The sequence below is a fragment of the Pseudomonas sp. QD4 genome, assembly GCF_049199125.1.
GTDB lineage: Bacteria > Pseudomonadota > Gammaproteobacteria > Pseudomonadales > Pseudomonadaceae > Aquipseudomonas.
In genome coordinates, this window is record NZ_JBLZOM010000004.1 from 182,289 (window position 1) to 202,597 (window position 20,309).

A 20,309-nucleotide genomic window follows, 5' to 3' on the forward strand; every position below is an offset into this window, starting at 1 on the left:
AGCAAATCGTCTATCCGACCACCGAAACCCGCAGGACAGACGCCAGCGGGTTGCCCCGAGACGGAGATCACTCGTAAGCTCCACCCTTCGCCAACACCGTGAAACACCCTGAGCGCCCCGACCGCGACAAGCTGGACACCCCGTTCCGGCCCCCGTTGTCTGCCTATTTCCACAGGCCCCGAGCCTGACTGGATTGATGAGTCCGAACCCAAGGAAACCGTATGAGCCTGTCACTCCTGAGCCGCTACGCCTTCTTTGCCGCCTGTGTGATCTTTACCCTCGCCAGCCTGCCCTTTCTTGAACACGACTGGCTGTGGCCGATCACCCTGGTCACTGGCCTGCTCAGCCTGCTGGGTATTTTCGACCTGATGCAAAGCCCCCATGCGGTGCGCCGCAACTACCCGATCCTGGGCAATATCCGTTACCTGGTGGAAGGCATCCGCCCGGAAATCCGCCAGTACCTGCTGGAGTCCGACAGCGACGCCCTGCCCTTCTCCCGGGCCCAGCGCTCCCTGGTCTATTCCCGGGCCAAGAATGAAAGCGCCGACAAACCCTTCGGCACCCTGATCGATGTGTACCAGTCGGGCTTCGAATTCATCGGCCACTCCATGCGCCCGGCGCCCCTGAGCGACCCCAGCAGCTTTCGCGTGATCGTCGGCGGCCCGCAGTGCACCCAGCCGTATTCGGCCTCGGTGTTCAACATCTCGGCCATGAGTTTCGGCTCCCTCAGCGCCAACGCGATCCGCGCCCTCAACCAGGGTGCCAAGCTCGGCAACTTCGCCCATGACACCGGCGAAGGCAGCATCAGCCCCTACCACCGGGAAAACGGCGGCGACCTGACCTGGGAACTGGGCAGCGGCTACTTCGGCTGCCGCACCGCCGACGGCCGTTTCGACCCGGACCGCTTCGCCGCGCAGGCCCAGAACCCGCAAGTGCGGATGATCGAAATCAAGATGAGCCAGGGGGCTAAACCCGGCCACGGCGGAATTCTGCCCAAGCACAAAGTCACCGAGGAGATCGCCGAGACCCGCGGCATCATGATGGGCGAGGACTGCATTTCGCCGTCACGTCACAGCGCCTTCTCGACGCCGATCGAGCTGATGCAGTTCATCCAGCAGCTGCGCGAACTCTCGGGCGGCAAGCCGGTGGGCTTCAAGTTCTGCCTGGGCCACCCCTGGGAATTCATGGGCATCGCCAAGGCCATGCTGGAAACCGGCATCCTCCCGGACTTTATCGTGGTCGACGGCAAGGAAGGCGGCACCGGCGCGGCACCCGTGGAGTTCACCGACCATATCGGCGTGCCGATGCGCGAAGGCCTGCTGTTTGTGCACAACACCCTGGTGGGCCTGAACCTGCGGGACAAGATCAAGCTCGGTGCCAGCGGCAAGATTGTCAGCGCCTTCGACATCGCCAGCGTGCTGGCCATCGGTGCCGACTGGGCCAACTCGGCGCGCGGCTTCATGTTCGCCATCGGCTGCATCCAGTCGCAGTCATGCCACACCAACAAATGCCCGACCGGTGTCGCCACCCAGGACACCCTGCGCCAGCGCGCCCTGGTGGTGCCGGACAAGGCCCAGCGGGTGTTCAACTTCCACCGCAACACCCTCAAGGCCCTGGCCGAGATGCTTGCTGCCGCCGGCCTCGACCACCCTTCGCAACTGGAAGCCAAGCACCTGGTGCGGCGCATGTCGGCCACCGAAATCAAACTGTTCTCGCAGTTGCATGTGTTCCTCAAGCCCGGCGAATTGCTCACCGGCGAGGTGGACGGCGCGTTCTACTCGCGCATGTGGCAGATGGCGCGGGCCGACAGTTTCGAACCCAATGAACAAGCCGCAGCTTGATTGACCGGATTACGTGTGCCCGCCCCGCAAGGGTCGGGCGCAGCGACAAGGATTGCCATGCTCAAAGTCATCGCTGAAGACTTCATCCTCCCCGAACACCTCGACACCGTACGCCCGTGGTACACCGAGCTGGTGGAAAAAACCCGCCAGGAACCGCTGTGCATTGCCTACGAGCTGTTTGTCGACCAGAAAGACCCCGGGCACTTTATCTTTATCGAGCTGTGGCCCGACCAGGCAGCACTGGATGCCCACTGCCGGACGGAGCACTTCACCCGGCTGGTGCCGCAGATCAATCAGTTCCAGGCCCGGGACTGCCGGGTGCTGCTGATGAACCCGTTCTGATACGCCCCCTTACGCTGACCGGACCACCGAAAGCACCGCCCCCCCTGCCCCTTTCGGAGTGACCCCATGCCGTTATTACCCTTTGACTCATTGGCCAGCCAACTGCCGGGCACCTGGCGCTCGCAAGTGCTTGGCCAGGTCGGCCCCGCACGCATCAAGGTGCTGCGCATGGACCCGCAGGCCTACATCGAAGAAACCCACGACTACAACGAAGGCCTGCTGGTCACCAGCGGCTGCCTGCAACTGACGGTGGCCGGCGAGCCGGTGACCGTGGAGGCTGGCCAGATGTACCTGGTGGAAGCCGGCGTGCCCCACGCGGTGCTGGCTGGCAGCCATGGCACCCTGGTGATCATTGACCTGTAGCGCGCAACCCTCGGCGCTACTCGGCAGGCAGCGGCCTGGGGCCCCAGATTGACTCCAGGGTCCGGCCGATCGCCAGCAGGCGCGCGTCGCTGCCCGGCAAGCCATCGATCTCCATGGCCACAGGCAAGCCGCTGTCCGCCCCCAACCCCACTGGCAGGCTCAGGCCGGGCATGTCGACCTGGCTGCCGGGGTCGGTGTTACGAATGATCCGGGCAAAATGCTGCGCGCTGCTGGCCTGTTCGTCAGCCTTGATCGCCACCTCGGGCACCGTGGGGAAGACCAGCGCATCCAGCTGGTGATCGGCGAAAACGCTGTGATAGAGCTCGCGCAAGGCCGGCAGGTGGCGAGTGATTGCCTCCTGATAGGCCTCGGCACCGGGCTGCAATTGCCCGTCCGGCCCCGGCACCCGCCCGGGCACGATCATCCGGGTAAAGATGGCCTGGACATCGGGGCTGGCGATGCCCTCGACCAAAGCCTCGAACGACACCCCGGTGGCCTGCTCGTGCAGATACGCGGTCAGCGCCTGGCGCGTCTCCATGATCACCACCGGCAGCGCGACCTTGGCATGCAATTGGGCCAGCCCGGGCATGGCCACCGGCACCAGCTGCACCCCGGCCAGGCGCAGTTTTTCCAGGGCTGCCCGGGCCTGGGCGGCGACTTCAGGGTCCAGGTCGGCCCAGTGGAAATCCGCCACCCCCAGCCTGATGTGTGACGCGGGCACAGGCGTTGCGGCCAGTGCCGGGGCGCCACTGAGGATGGCATCGAGCAGCACAATGTCGCCCAGGGAATTGGCCATGGGGCCAGGGGTGTCACGCCGCGGCGAGATCGGCGTGACGCCCTGGCCGCTGTAGCGACCCACGGTCGGGCGAAAGCCGACGCAGCCATTCAGGGCGCAGGGTTCGCGCGATGAGCCGCCGGTATCGGTGCCCATGGCGATCGGGATCAGGCGCGCGCCCAGCGCCGCCGCACTGCCTGAAGATGAGCCACCGGCAATCCGCGATGGATCGAATGCGTTGCGCACGCCCACCGTTGCCCCATGGAACGCCCGGTTGTAGCCACTCGCGCCAAATGACAGTTCGTGCATGTTGGTCTTGCCCAGCACAATCGCGCCGGCAGCCTGGAGCCTGTCGATCAGCGGCGCATTGTGGGCCGGAAAGAAACCGGCCAACGCTGGAGTGCCCGCGCTGTTGGCAAAGCCCTTGACCTGGATATTGTCCTTGATGGCGATGGGCACGCCGCCCAGGGGCAGGCAGCCCTGGCCCGCGGCCAAGCGCGCATCGGCGGCACGCGCCTGGGTCAGCGCGGCCTGCGGCGCCAATGAAATAAAAGCGTTGAGCTCGGGTCGCGCCTCGATACGGGCCAGCCAGAAAGCCACCACCGTCGCACTCGAGACCTGGCCCTCGCAGATCGCACGGGCCGTGTGTTCAGCGCTCAACGACAGCAGGTCCAGCGGCGCTTCGACAGCAGGCGTGGCACCGCTGGCCAACAGGCCAAGCGCCAATAGGCAGAGTCGGGTATTCATCAACGATCCTGGGCATCGGTCGAGCTCCACCATGGCGCTCGGAGCCCGCATTAATGCCTCGCCGGAGACCCGTCAGACATCCTCAGGATTGAGGAGGCGCGCCATGCCGTGCCCGCCACAGCGCCAGTTCGGTACGATTGCGGGCCCCGGTCTTGGCCATGGCGTTTTTCAGGTGGGTGCGCACGGTGGTGAAGCCGATATTCATCAAGCGGGCAATCTGCTTGTCGCTGCAGCCCTGGGCCACATGCCCCGCCACCCGCTGCTCGCGTGCCGTCAGCAGCGGCGCCGCAGCGGCTTCTAGCACCAGGGCTTGCTGCAAATAAGGGTTCAGCGCATCCAGCAGGCACACTTCGCGCTGGCCGAACGCCGGCTGACCAGCGCCGCGCCAGACCCGGAAATCCCCCAGGTCGCGCTCCTGATCGAACACGAACAGATTGATCCCATGGTGCATGCCACAGGGCTGGAGAAACTCACGGTAATGGGCCCCCTGCTCCAACTCCCGCCGGCTGATGACCTCATCGACCCGGGTCGCGCGCCGCCGAGCCCGCAATAACGGGGTGATCCTGTCGTGCAGGTGCACGCGTTGCTCGTAGTCGCGCAGGCGGCTGGCCTCGATATTGATCGCGGTGCCATGCAGCGACCGGTTCAGCCGGCTATCCCAGATATAGGAGGCGGCAAAATCGGCCCGCAGCAACTGCGCAAGGTCACCCAACACCTGCTCCCGTACGGATGGGCCTGTTCCCGCGCTGCGCAGGCGCCACACAATGCTCGCGAACAACTCGACTTCAGGACCGGTCATTTTTACGCTGTGCATCGCAGTACTCCCTGATCTGACATTGATGACCCTGCGCCGGGGTAAAGCTGCCCTGTGCCTCGGACTCGTCCGATTAGCCCCCGGGCGCTGCTCCGCCCTTTGCAATTGGCGAGCAATCACGCCACCCTGCGCGCCGCCGATAGGTGGCGCGCAACCTTTTGCGCCGCCCGCGACTCCTTATTAGACCTTCGCTCAAGAGCCCGACGCCATGCTTAACGGACGCGACCCGCGCATCGACTTCTTTCGTGGCCTGGCGCTGATCTTCATTTTCTGGGATCACGTGCCGCAGAACCCCCTGGCCCAATTTACCCTGCGCAATATCGGTTTCAGCGACGCGGCGGAAATCTTCGTATTCCTTGCCGGCTATGCGGCGGTACTGGCCTACGGCAAGGTCGTGCAGCGCGATGGCTACCTGGTGGCCTGCGTGAAAATCCTGCGCCGGGCCTGGGTCCTGTATGTGGTGCATATCTTCCTGCTGGCGCTGCTGATGGGCATCGTGTTCTTCGCCAACAGCCATGTGCAGACCCGCGACCTGGTGCAGGAAATGGGCTTGCAGTACTTCCTCACCCACCCGCAACAGGCGTTGATGGATGAGTTACTGCTGCGCTTCAAGCCCAGCCTGATGGACCCCTTGCCGCTGTATATCCTGCTGTTGCTGGGCCTGCCGCTGGTGCTGCCGATGCTGCTGCGCAGGGCGCAGTATGTGGTCGGGCTGTCAGTGGTGCTGTACCTGCTGGCGCCCTGGTTCCAGTGGAACCTGGCGGCCCAGGAAGGCGGCGTCTGGTTCTTCAACCCGATGGCCTGGCAGCTGCTGTTTATCCTGGGCGGCGCCGCGGCCATCCATGGGCAAAGGCCCGGGGTGGCTGAGCGGCGGCCACTGCGCCGGCAGCCGATGTTTGTCGGTGCTACGGCGTATCTGCTGCTCAGCGGATTGCTGGCCCTGTCCTGGAAATGGCCCGAAGTGCACGACGCGTTCATGCCCAGGATGCTCGGCGAATGGCTGTACCCGATCAGCAAGACCAACCTGTCGCCCTTGCGCTTGCTGCACTTCCTGGCCCTGGCCTATGTCACGGCCAGGTTGCTGCCGGATATCGGCTGGACGCGCCACTGGCCGGCGCAGCAGTGCGCGCGCATGGGGCGCTACTCGCTGGAGGTGTTCTGTTTTGGCGTATTGCTGGCGCCCCTGGCGGACATGCTCAACGCCCAGGCGGACGATGCCCTGGCCATGCAGCTGTTCAGTGCTGTGCTGGGGGTCGCGCTGATGGTAGCGCTGGCATCCTGGCTGGACTTCAACAAGCGCCTGAGCCAGCCGGCCCACGCGGCCATCGCTTAGCCTGCGCAGGACGTTGGCGCCCTGCCCGACGGCCCTTTATCGGGCGCCATAAAAAAGCCCCGGTCACTGGACCGGGGCTTTTTCATTCAGGGACGCGCGGGTTACAGCGTCGAGCCTGCCGAAACCTGGCGGGCTTCAGTCGGTTGCAGCTTGAACACATAGAACAGCACCGTCAGCAGCACCAGGAACGCCGGCCCTACGTACAGCGCGACGCGGGTTTCCGGGAAGTAGGCCATCAGCCCCACCACCAGAACCAGGAACGCCAGGGCCAGGTAGGAACTGACCGGGTACAGCCACATGCGGTATTTCAAGGCCGCACGCTCGGCAACGCTCAGGCCTTTGCGGAACTTGAGCTGGGCCAGGAGGATCATGACCCAGGTCCAGATCGCGCCGAAGGTGGCAATCGCGGTCACCCAAACGAACACCTTCTCAGGCGCCAGGTAGTTGAGCAGCACGCCTAGCAGCAAGGCACCGATCGACAGCAGCAGGGCACGCCGTGGCACACCGTTGCTTGAAGTCTTGGCGAAGCCGGCAGGGGCCTGGCCGTTCTGCGCCAGGCTGTAGAGCATGCGCCCGGTGCTGAAGATGCCGCCGTTGCAGGACGACAGCGCAGCGGTGATCACCACGAAGTTGATGATGCCGGCAGCGGTCTTGATCCCCAGGCGCTCGAAGGTCATCACGAACGGACTGCCCTGGGTGCCGATTTCGTTCCACGGGTAGATCGACAGGATCACGAACAGTGCGCCGACGTAGAACAGCAGGATGCGCCAGAACACCGAGCCGATGGCATTGGGAATGGTCTTCTGCGGGTTCTTCGCTTCACCGGCGGTCAGGCCGATCATCTCCACACCCAGGTAGGCAAACATCACCATCTGCAGCGACATCAGCACGCCGCTGATGCCATTGGGCATGAAGCCGCCGTGGGTCCACAGGTTGGAAATGCCCAGCGCCACGCCGTCGTTGCCGAAACCGAAGGCGATGATGCCGATGCCACCAATGACCATGGCAATGATGGTGACGATCTTGATCAGGGCAAACCAGAACTCGAACTCACCGAAGGCCTTGACCGCGATCAGGTTGATCGAACCCATGCTGATCAACGCCGCCAGGGCCCAGATCCAGCGCGGCACATCGGGGAACCAGATCCCCATGTACACCGCCACGGCGGTGATTTCCGCAACGCAGGTCACCAGCCACAGGAACCAGTAGTTCCAGCCGGTGAGAAAGCCTGCCAATGGGCCCAGGTAGTCTTGTGCATAACGGCTGAACGAACCTGCGACCGGGTTATGCACCGCCATCTCGCCGAGGGCGCGCATGATCACCAGAATCGCCAGGCCACCGATGATGTAAGACAGCATGATGGCCGGACCAGCCATTTCAATGGCCTTGGCCGAACCGAGGAACAGGCCGACGCCGATACAGGCGCCAAGCGCCATCAAGCGAATATGCCGTTCGCCGAGTTCGCGTTTTAGCGGGCCGCCCTGAGCGGTCTCGCCTTGGGGCAGGTGATTGCCAACTGGCATAGGGATACAACCTCATCTTGTTATTGGATATGAGCCACCGAGTCTGCGAAGCACAGGCGGATAACCTGTACGAGCTCTACCGGCCCGACCTTGTGGATCGAACCGTCTGGCCGGACAAACCGGCGAGATCAGCGGGGCGAGCAGTATAAAAAGCTCCCTACAGGGCTTTTCACTCTATAAGTAGCTAAATTCAGCGAGAAATCTCGGCAATAACCCTTTTCACGGAGGAGCATTACCTGGAGATCTGGCCGAGAGTCATTTTTAAACGGCGCCGAGTATTGCACAGCAATGGTGCAGCGTCATGCCCCTACCTAGGCCGTATTTACCGGCGCGAAGGCTCTATCACAGGCCTCAGGCCGACGCTTCGGGGCTTAGTGGGCTCTCAGATCGGAGAGGCATGCCCCATGCTCAGCCTTTGCGACTGCTGCGCAGTCGAGCGCGAGCAAGCTCCCTCGCCACAAACGGCCGTGTCGGGCCTGGCTAACTGCAAGCGCTCAGTTGCCCGTAGCCACGTTGCGATGAGGGAGCTTGTGCCTTCGCCACAAGGCTGAAATATCTATAAACGAGGCATGGCCCCCACTTCGAGGTCAAGCTGCTAGCGTCCAGGATTCATTTGTTCAGAACCTGGAGGCAATGGAATGCCGCACCGTCCACAGTCCCATCGATTGCGCCACGGCCGGCACTCTGAAAACGGCCGGGCCTATCTCATTACCACCGTGGTCTACCGTCGACGCCCCTTGTTTTCCGACTGGCGCTTGGGACGGCTGGTGGTCGCCGAGCTGAAACGGGCTCAGGATTGCGGTCAGGTCGAATCGCTGGCCTGGGTGCTGATGCCGGATCACCTGCATTGGCTGCTGCAACTCGAAAAAGCCACGCTGCCCCAAGTGGTCCAGGCAGTGAAATCCCGTAGTACCCGTCAAATCAATCGACGTCTCGGTTCCGATGGGCCCTTCTGGCAAAGCGGCTATCACGACCGGGCCGTCCGTGACGGCGAAGACTTGCAACACATCGCACGCTACATCGTCGCCAACCCCTTACGGGCCGGCCTGGTGAAAAAGGTCGGCGACTATCCACTCTGGGATGCCTGCTGGCTATAAACGCTCGTTTTTAATCCCCCTTGTGGCGAGGGAGCTTGCTCCCGCTCGACTGCGCAGCAGTCGCAAAACCTGAGTACGCGGTGTGGTTGATAGGCCTTTGGGGCCGCTGCGCGCCCCAGCGGGAGCAAGCTCCCTCGCCACAGGGGGGTAGAAAGATCGCTTTGACAATTTTTTCAGCGGCGCCAAGCACCGACTAAGCTTCATGCAAGTCCGATCAATCTGCGTGAATGGATCAATCGACTATGGGCGCTTTATGGCAGACCGATTCAAGTAAACCCCAGGTGCCCACTGATCGTGCGGATGAAGCGCCCCCTGCCCAAAAGCGCCGTCCGCGGCGCCATGCCTGGCGCCTGTTCTGGTTATTGCTGCTGTTGACCCTGATTGCCCTGGGGTTTGCCGCAGCCCGCGAGATTCGCACTTCGAAGCTGCAAGCCCGTGAGTTCAGTCGATTCGCCAAGGACCTCAGTTACTCGGTACAACCCGGGGCCAGCGATGCGGTGCTGTATCCCGGCGCCGGGCCCTTTGACAAACGCCTGGGTTACAGCGCCATGGGCGAGTTTCTGCCGCGCCTGCTCAAACGCGGTTACCTGATTGAGTCCCAGGCGCGGTTCTCCCCCGCCTTGATGGACTACAGCGAGCAGGGATTTTTCGTGCCCTATGCCGAGAAGATTCAGGCAGGACTGTCGATCACCGACTGCCGCGCCGCGCCGCTGTATCAATTCAACTACCCGCAACAGCTGTACTCCAGTTTTGCCGCGATCCCGCCGCTGGTGGTGCACAGCCTGCTGTTCATCGAAAACCGCGACCTGCTGGATGCCAGCCAGCCCTTGTCCAACCCTGCCGTGGACTGGCCGCGCTTCGGCAAGGCCGCCTGGTCCCAGTTGGCCAAGCTTCTGCACCTGCCGGGGCAGACCGCCGGCGGTAGCACCCTGGCCACCCAGCTGGAAAAATATCGCCATTCGCCGGACGGCCTCACGGTCTCGGGCGGTGAAAAGCTGCGGCAGATGATTTCCGCCAGCGTGCGCGCCTATCAGGACGGCCCGCAAACCCTCGAAGCCCGCCAGCGAGTCGTGCGCGACTACCTCAATAGCGTGCCGCTGTCGGCGGTGCCCGGGCACGGCGAAGTGCACGGCATGGCCGAGGGGTTACGGGTCTGGTACGGCGCCGACTTCACCCAGGTCAACGCGCAGCTGGCGAGTACCGCCAGCGACCCGCCAAGCCTCGCGCAACGTGGCTTGGCTCTGCGTCAGGTGCTGTCGCTGATGATTGCCCAGCGCCGGCCCTCGCATTACCTGGCCAAGGGCCGCAGCGAGCTGGCCGACCTGACCGACAGCCATATCCGCCTGCTGGCGCAGAGCGGCGTGATCGACCCGGCCCTGACCGCCGCGGCCCTGGCCAGCAAGGTCAGCTACCGCGACTGGCAACAACAACCAACCCTGCAACCGATCGAGACCAACAAGGGCATCAGCGCGGCCCGCAGCCGCCTGGCCAACCTGCTCAACCGACCGCTGTATGACCTGGATCGCCTTGACCTGTCGGCCACCAGCACCTTGCAAAGTGACCTGCAACGCCAGGCCACCGACTACCTCAAGCACCTGGCTGACCCGGCCTTTGCCGGGCAGATCGGCCTGCTCGGCGAGCGCCTGCTGACCCCCGCCAGCACCACCCAGGTGCGTTACAGCTTCACCTTGTTCGAACTCACCGCCGACGGCTCGCGGGTACGGGTGCAGACCGACAGCACCGACCAGCCCTTCGACATCAACGAAGGCAGCAAGCTGGAACTGGGTTCCACCGCCAAGCTGCGAGTGCTCACCACTTACTTGCAGATCATCTCCGAGCTGCACGACCGCTACGCCGATCAATCCGCCGCGGCCTTGAAGAAAACCGAAGTCTCCGACCAGGATCGGCTGAGCCGCTGGGCCGTCGACTACCTGATCCAGAACAGCGACCGCAGCCTGCCGAAAATGCTCGACGCGGCCCTCGACCGCACCTATTCCGCCAGCCCTGGGGAAGCCTTTTTCACCGGCGGCGGGCTGCATCACTTCCATAACTTTCGCAACGAAGACAACGGCCGCAGCCCCAGCCTGCGCGACGCCCTGCGGGAGTCGATCAACCTGCCGTTCATTCGCCTGATGCGTGACCTGGTGCGCTACAGCACCTATGGCGGTCCCGAAAACAGCGCGCAGTTGCTCAAGGACGACGGCGACCCGCGGCGCCAGGAATACCTGGCCAGGTTCGCCGACCGCGAGGGCACATCCTTCCTGCTGCGGTTCTGGAAGAAGTACCGCAACAAGGACACCCAGGCGCGCCTGGATACCTTCCTCGACAGCATGCACCCCACCGCCATCCGCCTGGCCGCGGTGCACCGCTACCTGCTGCCGGACGCCAGCCAGGACAGCTTCAACAGCTTCGTGCGGTCCCATCTCAAAGGCGTCAAGCAGCCGGAAAAACTCACCGATGAGCGCCTGGACAAGCTCTACGCCAGTTACGGCCCCGGTGCCTACGACCTTCCCGACCAGGGCTATATCGCCAAGGTCCACCCCCTGGACCTGTGGCTGCTGGGTTACCTGCTGAACAACCCCGACGCCAACTTCACCCAGATCGTCAAGGCCAGCGAGTTCGAGCGCCAGGAGGTGTACAGCTGGCTGTTCAAGAGCCGGCACAAGAGCGCCCGCGACAGCCGCATCCGTACCATGCTGGAGATCGAAGCCTTCCTCGATATCCACCAGCGCTGGCAACAGGTCGGCTACCCGTTCGACCACCTGGTGCCGTCCCTGGCCACGGCCATCGGCAGCTCCGGCGACCGCCCGGCCGCCCTTGCCGAACTGGTGGGCACCATCCTCAACGATGGCGTGCGCCTGCCGACCCTGCGCATCGACAGCCTGCACTTTGCCGCCGACACCCCTTATGAAACCCGGCTGCTCAATGACCCCGACAAGGGCAAGCGAGTGATGCCTTCAGAGGTCGCCACCGCGCTGCGCGGCGCCTTGTCCCAAGTGGTGGATGCCGGCACCGCGAAGCGGGTCTCGGGCAGTTTCAAACTAGCCGATGGCACGCCACTGGCCATGGGTGGCAAGACCGGCACCGGCGACAACCGCATCGAGGCCATTGGCGCCGGTGGGCGGGTGCTGAGCTCGAAGTCGATCAACCGCACCGCGACCTTTGTGTTCTACATCGGCGATCACCACTTCGGCACCCTCACCGCCTTCGTTCCGGGCGCCAGCGCCCAGTCCTTCAAATTCACCTCGGCGCTGCCGGTGCAAGTGCTCAAGGGCATGGCACCGATCCTGATGCCCTACCTGCAGCCCGGCAGCAACAGTCAGTGCCTGGGCAGCGTGGCTCAACGCTGAGTTCTCCCCCGACAGCGCTGTAACAGGCGGCGGCGCTCGTCTCACATCCGTGCCGCGATTCCGACTTTTCAAGCACGGTGCAAGGCACTTGCCCGTCTTTTCGAGGCCATTGGGTCTCAGTCCTCGCCAACTTGCTCTCCGACCAACGGCAGCTCTGTGCTGCACAGAAGGGCTTGCGTCTTTATTAAGATATATCTTAAGTTATGTCTAAACCCGAAGAGAGAAAGAGAAAATGAGAGAGCATCATCCCCACCACAGAGAACATGGCGACGGCCATGACGGCTTCGAAAAACGCCCCGGTCGCGAGCGCGGCGGGCGCGGACCCCGGGTGTTCGCCCCCGGTGACTTGAAACTGCTGCTGTTGGCGCTGATCGCCGAGCAGCCGTGCCACGGCTACGACCTGATCCGCCAGATCGAGGGCATGTTCGACGGCGCCTACAGCCCCAGCCCCGGTGTGATCTACCCGACCCTGACCTTTCTGGAAGAAAGCGAAATGATCCAGGGCGATGCCGAAGGCGGCAAAAAACGCTACAGCGTGACCGATGCCGGTCGCCTGTCACTGCACGATCAGGCGATTGCCCTGGAAGGCGTGCGCATGCGCATCGACGTCAGCAAGCGCTCGCTGCGCGGCCATGACCGCCCGCCGCAGATCCACGAAGCGGTGCATAACCTGCGCCACGCCCTGCAATTGCATCACGGGCGCTGGAGCCCTGAAGAAATCCTGCGGGTCAGCGACCTGCTGAACAATACCGCCAGGGCCATCGTCGATGGCCCGGCCAGTCAACCTGCTCAGGAGCAAGCTGAATGACCGTCGATACTTCGCAAACCATTCACCGGGTCAGCCATGAAATCAAACGCCGCCGCCTGCAAGTGCTGCGGGTCGTCGACCTGACCCCGCGTATGCGCCGCATCACCCTGGGTGGGCCGGAACTGGCGGGGTTCGTCAGCCTGGGCAGCGACGACCACGTGAAGTTGCTGTTCCCGCAGAACGCCGAGCAACAGGCCGCCCTGGAAAACCTGGTACTGGGCGCTGGCAAGGACAACGGGCCGATGCCCGCCATGCGCGACTACACCCCACGTCGTTACGACCTGGAGCGTGGCGAGTTGGATATCGATTTCGTGCTGCACGGCGACGGCCCTGCCTCGACCTGGGCCGAACAGGCCAGCCCCGGCCAATACCTGCACATCGGCGGGCCCCGTGGCTCGATGATCGTGCCGGACATCTTCGACAGCTACCTGCTGATCGGCGATGAGACCGCACTGCCTGCCATCGCCCGGCGCCTGGACGAACTGCCTGCAGGGCGCCAGGTGCTGGCGGTGATCGAAGTGGCCAACGCCGCCGAACGCCAGACCCTGGAGAGCGCGGCGCAGGTCGAGGTGATCTGGGTTGAACGTGACAGCGGCCAGCAGGACCTGATCAGCACCGTGCGCCAGTTGCAGATCCCGACCGGCAAGCTCTACGCCTGGATCGCCACCGAAAGCAAGGTGTCGCGCCAGATCCGCCGCGTGTTGCTCGACGAACATGCCCTGAATGAAGAGTTCGTCAAAGCGGCCGGCTACTGGCGCCTTGACGGCAGCGACGACGAGTAACCCGCCTAGCCCTTGGGCTCGCGCCGCCCCAGCCAACGATCAACGCCCAGCAGCACCAGGGAAATCAGGACAAAACCCAGGAGGATCCCCAGGGCGTTGATAAACACCTGGGGATAACCCAGCTTGTCCACGTTGATGAACGGATAAGGGTAAAGCCCCAGCAAATCGCCGCGCAGCAACAGGTAAGCGAAATACAGCAGCGGGTAGATCGTCCACAGCCCGACATGCCCCAGGCGCAAGCTGCCTTTGGGCACACACCCCAGCCAATACAGCAGAAACAGCAGCGGCATCACGTCGTGCAGCAACTCATCGGCCAGCCACTGCCAGCCCTGGGGATGCCATAAGTGGCGCAGCAACAGGCTGTAGGCCAACCCCACCAGAAGCATGCTCGCGGCTATCGCGGTGCCGACCCAGGGTCGCAGTAAAAACTGCTGGCCCCTGGAGATCCGCAGGTTCAGGGCGCAGGTCAGCACGCTGGCTGCCAGGGTATTGCTGAGCACGGTGAAAAAACTGAAAAAATTCACCAGCCCACCCAGCAGGCTGGCTTCGGCGTTCCAGCGCGACAGCAGGATCAGGTACAGCTGAATCGTCAGCCCCAGCCAGCCGAGCACGGCAGCGCCGGCCATCAGGCTGCGCCGGTAGCGCGAGAGGCAAAGCGCTGCGGCAAGCATTACGCGGTCCTTAAAGCGGGCGTTTGGTGCGCTGCAGCTTCACGTACAGCTGCTCGACTTTCTCCCGGGCCCACGGGGTTTTACGCAGGAACGTCAGGCTCGACTTGATACTCGGGTCGCTTTTGAAGCAACGGATATCGATGCGCTCGGCCAGCCCCGACCATTCGTAGTGCTGCACCAGCGCCTTGAGGATCTGTTCCAGGGTCACGCCATGCAGCGGGTCGGTAGTGGTGACGGTCATGCCAGGCCTTTGAGCGAAGGGAAAAGGAAGCCGCGCACCTTAGCCGAGGCCATGCGCCCGCGCCAGAGCGCTGACCTAACTGTAGCCGCTGCCGAAGGCTGCGCTGGCCAGCACCGATGCCGTGGGCGTAACAGTTGAACGCAGACTAGGCCTTACAGAAAGCGCGAGGGGGATTTTCCAGGCAGCAGTAAAAGTTCCTGGCTTTTCGAAATAAAAGAGATGTTATATTGTATCAAATCATAATAACTCACCCGCACTCAGGACACCCCCGTGTCCAGCCTGTTTTCTGTCTCGAAGCGCTCTGCGCAACGCTTGCCAAGGAATGACCGATGTCTCTCTCAGCCCCCCGCCCTTCTCGCTCTCTGCTGTGGCGCCTGTCGCCGTTGTCCGCCGCCTTGCTGATCGCCTCCCAAGCCCACGCCGTGGAATTGCCGCCGCAAGTGATCACCGCCAACCCGCTGGGCAGCGCGCAATTGGCTGCGCCAAGCACCGTCCTGGAAGGTGATCAACTGACCCTGGAACAAAAAGGCAGCCTCGGCGAAACCCTGAACAAACAACCCGGCGTGTCGTCGTCGTACTTCGGCCCCGGCGCCAGTCGCCCGATCATTCGCGGCCTGGACGGCGATCGCATTCGGGTCCTGCGCAATGGCGTCGGCGCCCTGGATGCCTCGTCGCTGTCTTATGACCACGCCGTGCCCCTGGACCCGGTCAACGTCGAACGCATCGAAATCGTCCGTGGCCCGGCGGCCCTGCTCTACGGCGGCAGCGCGATTGGTGGGGTGGTCAACAGCTTCGACAATCGAATCCCCACCGCCGCCATCGAGGGCATCCACGGCGCCGGTGAATTGCGCTATGGCGGCGCCGATACTACCCGCAGCAGCGCCGGCAAACTGGAAGCCGGCGACGGCACCTTCGCCCTGCACCTGGACGCCAACTCCCGGCAGTTCAATGACCTGAAAATCCCCGGCGACGCCCGCAGCCGCCATGCGCGCCCCAGCGAAGACGGCGCCGCCAAGAACGGCCGCCTGGGCAACAGCGACGGGCGCCAGGACGGCGGAGCCATCGGCGGTTCCTACACCTGGGACGACGGTTATGCCGGCCTGTCCTACAGCAACTACGACTCCAACTACGGCTCCCCGGCCGAAGAAGACGTACGCATCCGCATGAAGCAGGATCACTACGCCTTCGCCTCCGAGTTGCGCAACCTGCAAGGCCCGTTCAGCTCGGTGAAACTCGACGCCGGGTACACCGACTACGAACACCGCGAGATCGAAGGCGGCGAAACCGGCACCACCTTCAAGAACAAAGGCTATGAAACCCGGGTTGAAGCGCGGCACCTGCCCCTCGGCCCACTCAATGGCGTGATCGGGGCACAAGTCAGCCGCAGCGAATTTTCCGCCCTGGGTGAGGAAGCCTTCGTACCCCAGACCGATACCAACAGCGGCGCGCTGTTTATCCTCGAAGAGATGCAAGCCAGCGAACGCCTCAAGCTCAGCCTCGGCGGGCGCCTGGAGCACACCACGGTCGACCCGGACGGCAAAGGCAACGAGCGCTTCGCCAACGCCAACCGTTCCAGCAGCTTTACCGCCGGCAGCCTGTCATCCGGCGCGGTCTATACACTGACGCCAATCTGGTCCCTGGCCGCCACCCTGGGCTACACCGAGCGCGCCCCGACGTTCTACGAGCTGTACGCCAATGGCGCCCATGTGGCCACCGGTACCTATGAAGTCGGCGACGCCAAACTGTCCAAGGAAAAAGCCGTGTCCAGCGACCTGGCCCTGCGTTTTGACAACGGCACCCACAAGGGCAGCTTCGGGGTGTTCTACAGCCACTTCTCCAATTACATCGGCTTGCTCGGCAGCGGTCGCACCCTGAATGACGAGGGCGAGGAAGACGCCGACGGCATCCCGGAATACACCTATTCCGGCGTGCGGGCACGTTTCGTCGGGTTCGAAGCCCAGGATCGCTGGCAGCTTGGTGAAAGTGCCTACGGTAAGTTCGCCCTGGACCTGTCAGGCGACTACACCCGAGCCACTAACCTCGACAACGGCCAGGCCCTGCCACGGATCGCCCCCCTGCGTTTGAACAGCGGCCTGTTGTGGGAACTGGATCGCTGGCAAGCACGTCTGGATGTGGAGCACGCCGCCGGCCAGGGTCGCGTCCCGGACAACGAAAGCGGCACCGATGGCTACACCACCTTCGGCGCCAGCGCCGGGTATCGCTTCGATATCGGCAGCAGCCAGTGGCTGGCCTTTGTCAAAGGCGAGAACCTGACCAACCAGACCGTGCGCTACGCCAGTTCTATCCTGCGCGACATCGCGCCGGCGGCCGGGCGCAGCGTGGAAGTGGGCTTGCGGACCACCTTCTGAACCTGAGGCAGCAGGGCTCACTGGCGACGCCTGCCTGATGGATCGCGGTGGCTGCATAGGCGGCCACTGCATGCCGGACGCGAGCACGCTCCCCCGTCACAGGGGAGCGGTGGCTCAGTAGTAACGGCGGGGATCGGTCTCGATCAGGCTCGCCAACTGGGTCAAGGCAAAGCGCAATTCACCCTGGGTGGTGGGCGACATCAGCACCACCCGCACGCAGCGGGAGTTGCCCCCGCGCTCGGCCTCGAACTGGCTGCCACTCAATACCAGCACGCCATTGGCCCGGGCCAGGTGGGTGAACTCGTCCGCGCTCCAGGGCTCGGGCAGGGTCAGCCAGATGTGGTAGCAGTGAGGCTGGGTCTTGAGTTCAAACCCTGCAAACACCTCCCGGGCAATGGCCTGGCGCGCCGCCGCTTCAGTGCGCTGGGTCTGCACCAGCTTGCGGTCCAGACCTTCGCTGATCACATTGCTCGCCAGCTGCGCGGTCAACGGCGACGGCATCCACACGCTGCTGCGCACCATGGAGGTCAGGCGCGACAGCAGTTTCGGCGGGCTGTACAGGTAACCGACCCGCAGGGCCGGCATGATCGCCTTGGACAGGCTGGTCAGGTACACCGAACGTTCGGGGGCAAAGCTGGACAAGGGTTTGATCGACGGGTCGGTGGCCAGAAAGCCATAGATGTCATCGTCCAGGATGATGAAGTCGAACTCCTCGGCCAGTGCCGCGATCTGCGCCCGACGCTGCTCGGACATGATGGCCGCCGTGGGGTTCTGGCAGGTCGCGACGCACACCAGCATCGCCGGTTTTTCCCGCAGGCAGAGTTCACGCAGAGCCTCGGGGATGATCCCCTCCTCATCCATTGCCACCCCGCGCAGGCGGCGCTCCAGGCCATGGGCCAGGGAGATGATGCCCGGATAGCACAGGGCCTCGCAGAGCACCAGGTCTCCGGCGTTGGTCAGCGCGCTCATGGCTACCATCAAGCCGTGCTGGGCACCAGCGGTGATCACCACCTGCTGCCATTGGGCTTCGGGCAGCGCATGGCGCAACCACTGCGCACCGGCCTCGCGATGGGCCGGGTGGCCGCCGTCCGGCGCGTAATCCAGGGCCCGGCCGAAGTCGGTGCTTTGGGCCATGCCCACCAGGGCGCCGCGCAGCCAATACTCCAGGGTCTCGCTGTAAGGCTTGATGATCGACAGGTCGAGCAGTTCAGGCTGGCCCAGGGCCAGGGTCGGCGCCTCATGGCTGAGGGGCAGGGACAGGGGCAGAGCCAGGGCTGGCTGGGCCTGGACATAAGTGCCGCGCCCCACTTCCCCCTGCACCAGCCCACGCCGCTGGGCCTCGCTGTAGGCGCGGCTGATGGTGCCCGGCGTGACATTCAATGTGGCGGCCAGGTCGCGCAGGGTCGGCAACCGCTCGCCGTCGCTCAAAAGGCCGCTGTTGATATCACGCGCCAGGGCATCGGCGATCGACAGGTAGACCGGCTGGTTGAATTCGCTTAACTGGGGAACCCACATGGATGATTACGACCACTGGCAGCACTGGATAGCGGCGGAGGATATCACAGCGATACGCCAGGGCATCCAATCGACTCAATTTGTTTTAAATTTCTATAAACCTCAAAACAAAATCCGGTCACGCGACTTATAAATAAATTTCAATAAAACATTTAACCTTTTAAATACAGACACTTACTCAATAAATCACACATCACGAACCAAGCCTGCAATGAGAAACAATTGAATCGATTCAATTGTTTGAAATACACTCGCCACCGATCGAATCAATCGGCCGACGCCGCCCCCTTCGCATGCAATGCGCTGCCCACCCAGCGCCCAGTCGAGACGCCATGAGCACACTCAGAAAGGACGTATCACTCTCCGCGATCATTGCCGGCCTCATTGCCGTGATCATTTCCTATGCCGGCCCCTTGATCATCGTGTTCCAGGCCGCCAGCCAGGCCCATCTGCCCAGCGAGCAGGTGTCGTCCTGGATCTGGGCCATTTCCATCGGCAGCGGCATCACCGGGCTGCTGCTCAGCTGGCGCCTGAAGGTGCCGGTGATCACCGCCTGGTCGACCCCTGGCGCTGCGTTGCTGGTATCGATGCTGCCCACGGTGTCGCTGCCCGAGGCCATAGGCGCCTATATCGTCGCGTCCCTGATCATCGCCGTGGTTGGGTTCTCGGGGGCTTTCGACAAACTGATGAGCCGCCTGCCCAAGGCCATTGCCGCCGCGATGCTGGCGGGGATTCTGTTTCGCTTCGGCGCCGAATTGTTCACCTCGATCAAGCTGCAACCGGCCCTGGTCCTGTCGATGATCGCCGCGTACCTCTTGTGCAAGCGCCTGTCGCCGCGCTACGCGATTCTCTCGGTGCTGATCGTGGGCTGCGCGGTGGCCGCCGGCCTGGGCGAACTCAACAGCAGCTCGATCACCATTGCCGTGGCCCAGCCGATCTTCACCGCGCCGCAGTGGAGCTGGCACGCGATTATCAACATCGGCCTGCCCCTGGCACTGGTGACCCTCACCGGGCAATACGTGCCGGGCATGGCGGTGATGCGCACCGCCGGCTACACCACCCCGGCGCGCTCGATAATCTCGTTCACCGCCATCGGCTCGCTGCTGCTGGCGCCGTTCGGCTCCCACGGGATCAACCTCGCGGCCATCACCGCCGCCATCTGCACCGGCCGCGAAGCCCATGAAGATCGGGACAAACGCTACATCGCCGGGATCGCCTGCGGGGTGTTCTACATCCTGATGGGGATTTTCGGCGCGACCCTGGCCTCGGTGTTCTCGGCCCTGCCCAAGGAGTTGATCGCCTCCCTGGCCGGCCTGGCCTTGTTCGGTGCCATCAGCGCCGGGCTGACCGGGGCCATGGCCGATGAAAAACAACGGGAAGCGGCGTTGATCACGTTTCTGGTCACCGCCTCGGGCATGAGTTTCCTGGGCTTGGCGGCGGCGTTCTGGGGCCTGATTTTCGGCCTGGTGGCGCACTTTGTACTGAGCTATACCCGCGAGCGCAAAACCCTCGAGGCCGGCCAGGCCAGCCGTTCGTAACCCGCCGTGCCAGGCGCCAGGGCCAGCAGGCCCCGGCGTACTGTTACCGAATCCGAAATGATCCATGTCAAATAAAGCGCTTTCTCTCTTCAGGACGGCGCTTTATCCTTCCTGCCTCAAAGCTGAACCGTTTCATCTTCCTATTTAAAATCAGCAGCATGGGGCGTTCGATCCCGCGTGATCGACCCGGCATCGCCGCT

Annotated in this window: 16 protein-coding genes; 10 read left to right on the forward strand and 6 right to left on the reverse strand. The window is 63.5% G+C overall.

Going from position 1 to position 20,309, the window contains the following annotated elements; genetic code table 11:
* The first annotated feature begins 221 nt into the window (after positions 1-221).
* The 3 genes from ACOZJV_RS23825 to ACOZJV_RS23835 all read left to right on the forward strand — a co-directional run bounded on the left by ACOZJV_RS23825 (position 222) and on the right by ACOZJV_RS23835 (position 2,546).
* Positions 222-1,841, forward strand: coding sequence for an FMN-binding glutamate synthase family protein (locus ACOZJV_RS23825; protein ID WP_078471952.1), 1,620 nt, complete (start codon positions 222-224; stop codon positions 1,839-1,841).
* A gap of 57 nt (positions 1,842-1,898) precedes the next feature.
* A complete protein-coding gene (locus ACOZJV_RS23830; protein ID WP_078471953.1) occupies positions 1,899-2,183 on the forward strand; it encodes a putative quinol monooxygenase in 285 nt (94 codons plus the stop codon).
* Between the two features lie 66 nt (positions 2,184-2,249).
* Complete coding sequence (locus ACOZJV_RS23835; RefSeq protein ID WP_078471954.1) at positions 2,250-2,546, forward strand: cupin domain-containing protein; 297 nt, start codon at positions 2,250-2,252, stop codon at positions 2,544-2,546.
* Positions 2,547-2,562: 16 nt separating this feature from the next.
* On the opposite strand, the gene iaaH is transcribed toward ACOZJV_RS23835, so the two are convergent.
* Entirely contained in the window at positions 2,563-4,068 is a 1,506-nt protein-coding gene (iaaH, locus tag ACOZJV_RS23840) for an indoleacetamide hydrolase (protein WP_421548646.1), read from the reverse strand.
* An 82-nt stretch (positions 4,069-4,150) separates the two neighbouring features.
* On the reverse strand, positions 4,151-4,882 hold the full coding sequence (locus ACOZJV_RS23845; RefSeq protein WP_421548647.1) for a response regulator transcription factor: 732 nt from the start codon (positions 4,880-4,882) through the stop codon (positions 4,151-4,153).
* 208 nt (positions 4,883-5,090) lie between these two features.
* On the opposite strand from ACOZJV_RS23845, the gene ACOZJV_RS23850 reads away from it, so the two are divergent.
* The gene (locus tag ACOZJV_RS23850) at positions 5,091-6,215 is read left to right on the forward strand and encodes an OpgC family protein (RefSeq protein WP_421548648.1); all 1,125 of its coding nucleotides are present in this window, start codon (positions 5,091-5,093) and stop codon (positions 6,213-6,215) included.
* Positions 6,216-6,316: 101 nt separating this feature from the next.
* On the opposite strand, the gene ACOZJV_RS23855 is transcribed toward ACOZJV_RS23850, so the two are convergent.
* Positions 6,317-7,738, reverse strand: a complete 1,422-nt coding sequence (locus tag ACOZJV_RS23855) for an amino acid permease (protein WP_078471958.1) — start codon at positions 7,736-7,738, stop codon at positions 6,317-6,319.
* 638 nt (positions 7,739-8,376) lie between these two features.
* On the opposite strand from ACOZJV_RS23855, the gene ACOZJV_RS23860 reads away from it, so the two are divergent.
* The 4 genes from ACOZJV_RS23860 to ACOZJV_RS23875 all read left to right on the forward strand — a co-directional run bounded on the left by ACOZJV_RS23860 (position 8,377) and on the right by ACOZJV_RS23875 (position 13,775).
* Positions 8,377-8,835 carry an REP-associated tyrosine transposase gene (locus ACOZJV_RS23860; RefSeq protein WP_421548649.1) on the forward strand — a complete coding sequence of 153 codons (459 nt, stop codon included), beginning with the start codon at positions 8,377-8,379 and terminating at the stop codon, positions 8,833-8,835.
* Positions 8,836-9,077: 242 nt separating this feature from the next.
* Entirely contained in the window at positions 9,078-12,185 is a 3,108-nt protein-coding gene (locus ACOZJV_RS23865; protein ID WP_421548650.1) for a transglycosylase domain-containing protein, read from the forward strand.
* Positions 12,186-12,417: 232 nt separating this feature from the next.
* On the forward strand, positions 12,418-12,993 hold the full coding sequence (locus ACOZJV_RS23870; protein WP_421548651.1) for a PadR family transcriptional regulator: 576 nt from the start codon (positions 12,418-12,420) through the stop codon (positions 12,991-12,993).
* The gene (locus tag ACOZJV_RS23875) at positions 12,990-13,775 is read left to right on the forward strand and encodes a siderophore-interacting protein (protein ID WP_421548652.1); all 786 of its coding nucleotides are present in this window, start codon (positions 12,990-12,992) and stop codon (positions 13,773-13,775) included. The genes ACOZJV_RS23870 and ACOZJV_RS23875 overlap by 4 nt, the downstream gene beginning before the upstream one ends.
* A gap of 5 nt (positions 13,776-13,780) precedes the next feature.
* On the opposite strand, the gene ACOZJV_RS23880 is transcribed toward ACOZJV_RS23875, so the two are convergent.
* Together ACOZJV_RS23880 and ACOZJV_RS23885 are read right to left on the reverse strand one after the other, a co-directional pair.
* The gene (locus ACOZJV_RS23880) at positions 13,781-14,446 is read right to left on the reverse strand and encodes a Pr6Pr family membrane protein (RefSeq protein ID WP_078471962.1); all 666 of its coding nucleotides are present in this window, start codon (positions 14,444-14,446) and stop codon (positions 13,781-13,783) included.
* 10 nt (positions 14,447-14,456) lie between these two features.
* Positions 14,457-14,687 (reverse strand): VF530 family DNA-binding protein, encoded by a 231-nt coding sequence (locus ACOZJV_RS23885; RefSeq protein WP_020298531.1) that lies wholly within the window; start codon positions 14,685-14,687, stop codon positions 14,457-14,459.
* Between the two features lie 329 nt (positions 14,688-15,016).
* Between ACOZJV_RS23885 and ACOZJV_RS23890 the strand changes: the two genes are divergently transcribed.
* Complete coding sequence (locus ACOZJV_RS23890) at positions 15,017-17,056, forward strand: TonB-dependent receptor (protein WP_421548653.1); 2,040 nt, start codon at positions 15,017-15,019, stop codon at positions 17,054-17,056.
* Positions 17,057-17,170: 114 nt separating this feature from the next.
* Here the strand turns inward: ACOZJV_RS23890 and ACOZJV_RS23895 are convergent, their stop codons facing one another.
* A complete protein-coding gene (locus ACOZJV_RS23895; protein WP_078471964.1) occupies positions 17,171-18,571 on the reverse strand; it encodes a PLP-dependent aminotransferase family protein in 1,401 nt (466 codons plus the stop codon).
* Between the two features lie 332 nt (positions 18,572-18,903).
* Here ACOZJV_RS23895 and ACOZJV_RS23900 point away from each other — a divergent pair, with 332 nt between their 5' ends.
* Complete coding sequence (locus tag ACOZJV_RS23900) at positions 18,904-20,109, forward strand: benzoate/H(+) symporter BenE family transporter (protein ID WP_078471965.1); 1,206 nt, start codon at positions 18,904-18,906, stop codon at positions 20,107-20,109.
* Positions 20,110-20,309 lie beyond the last annotated feature (200 nt).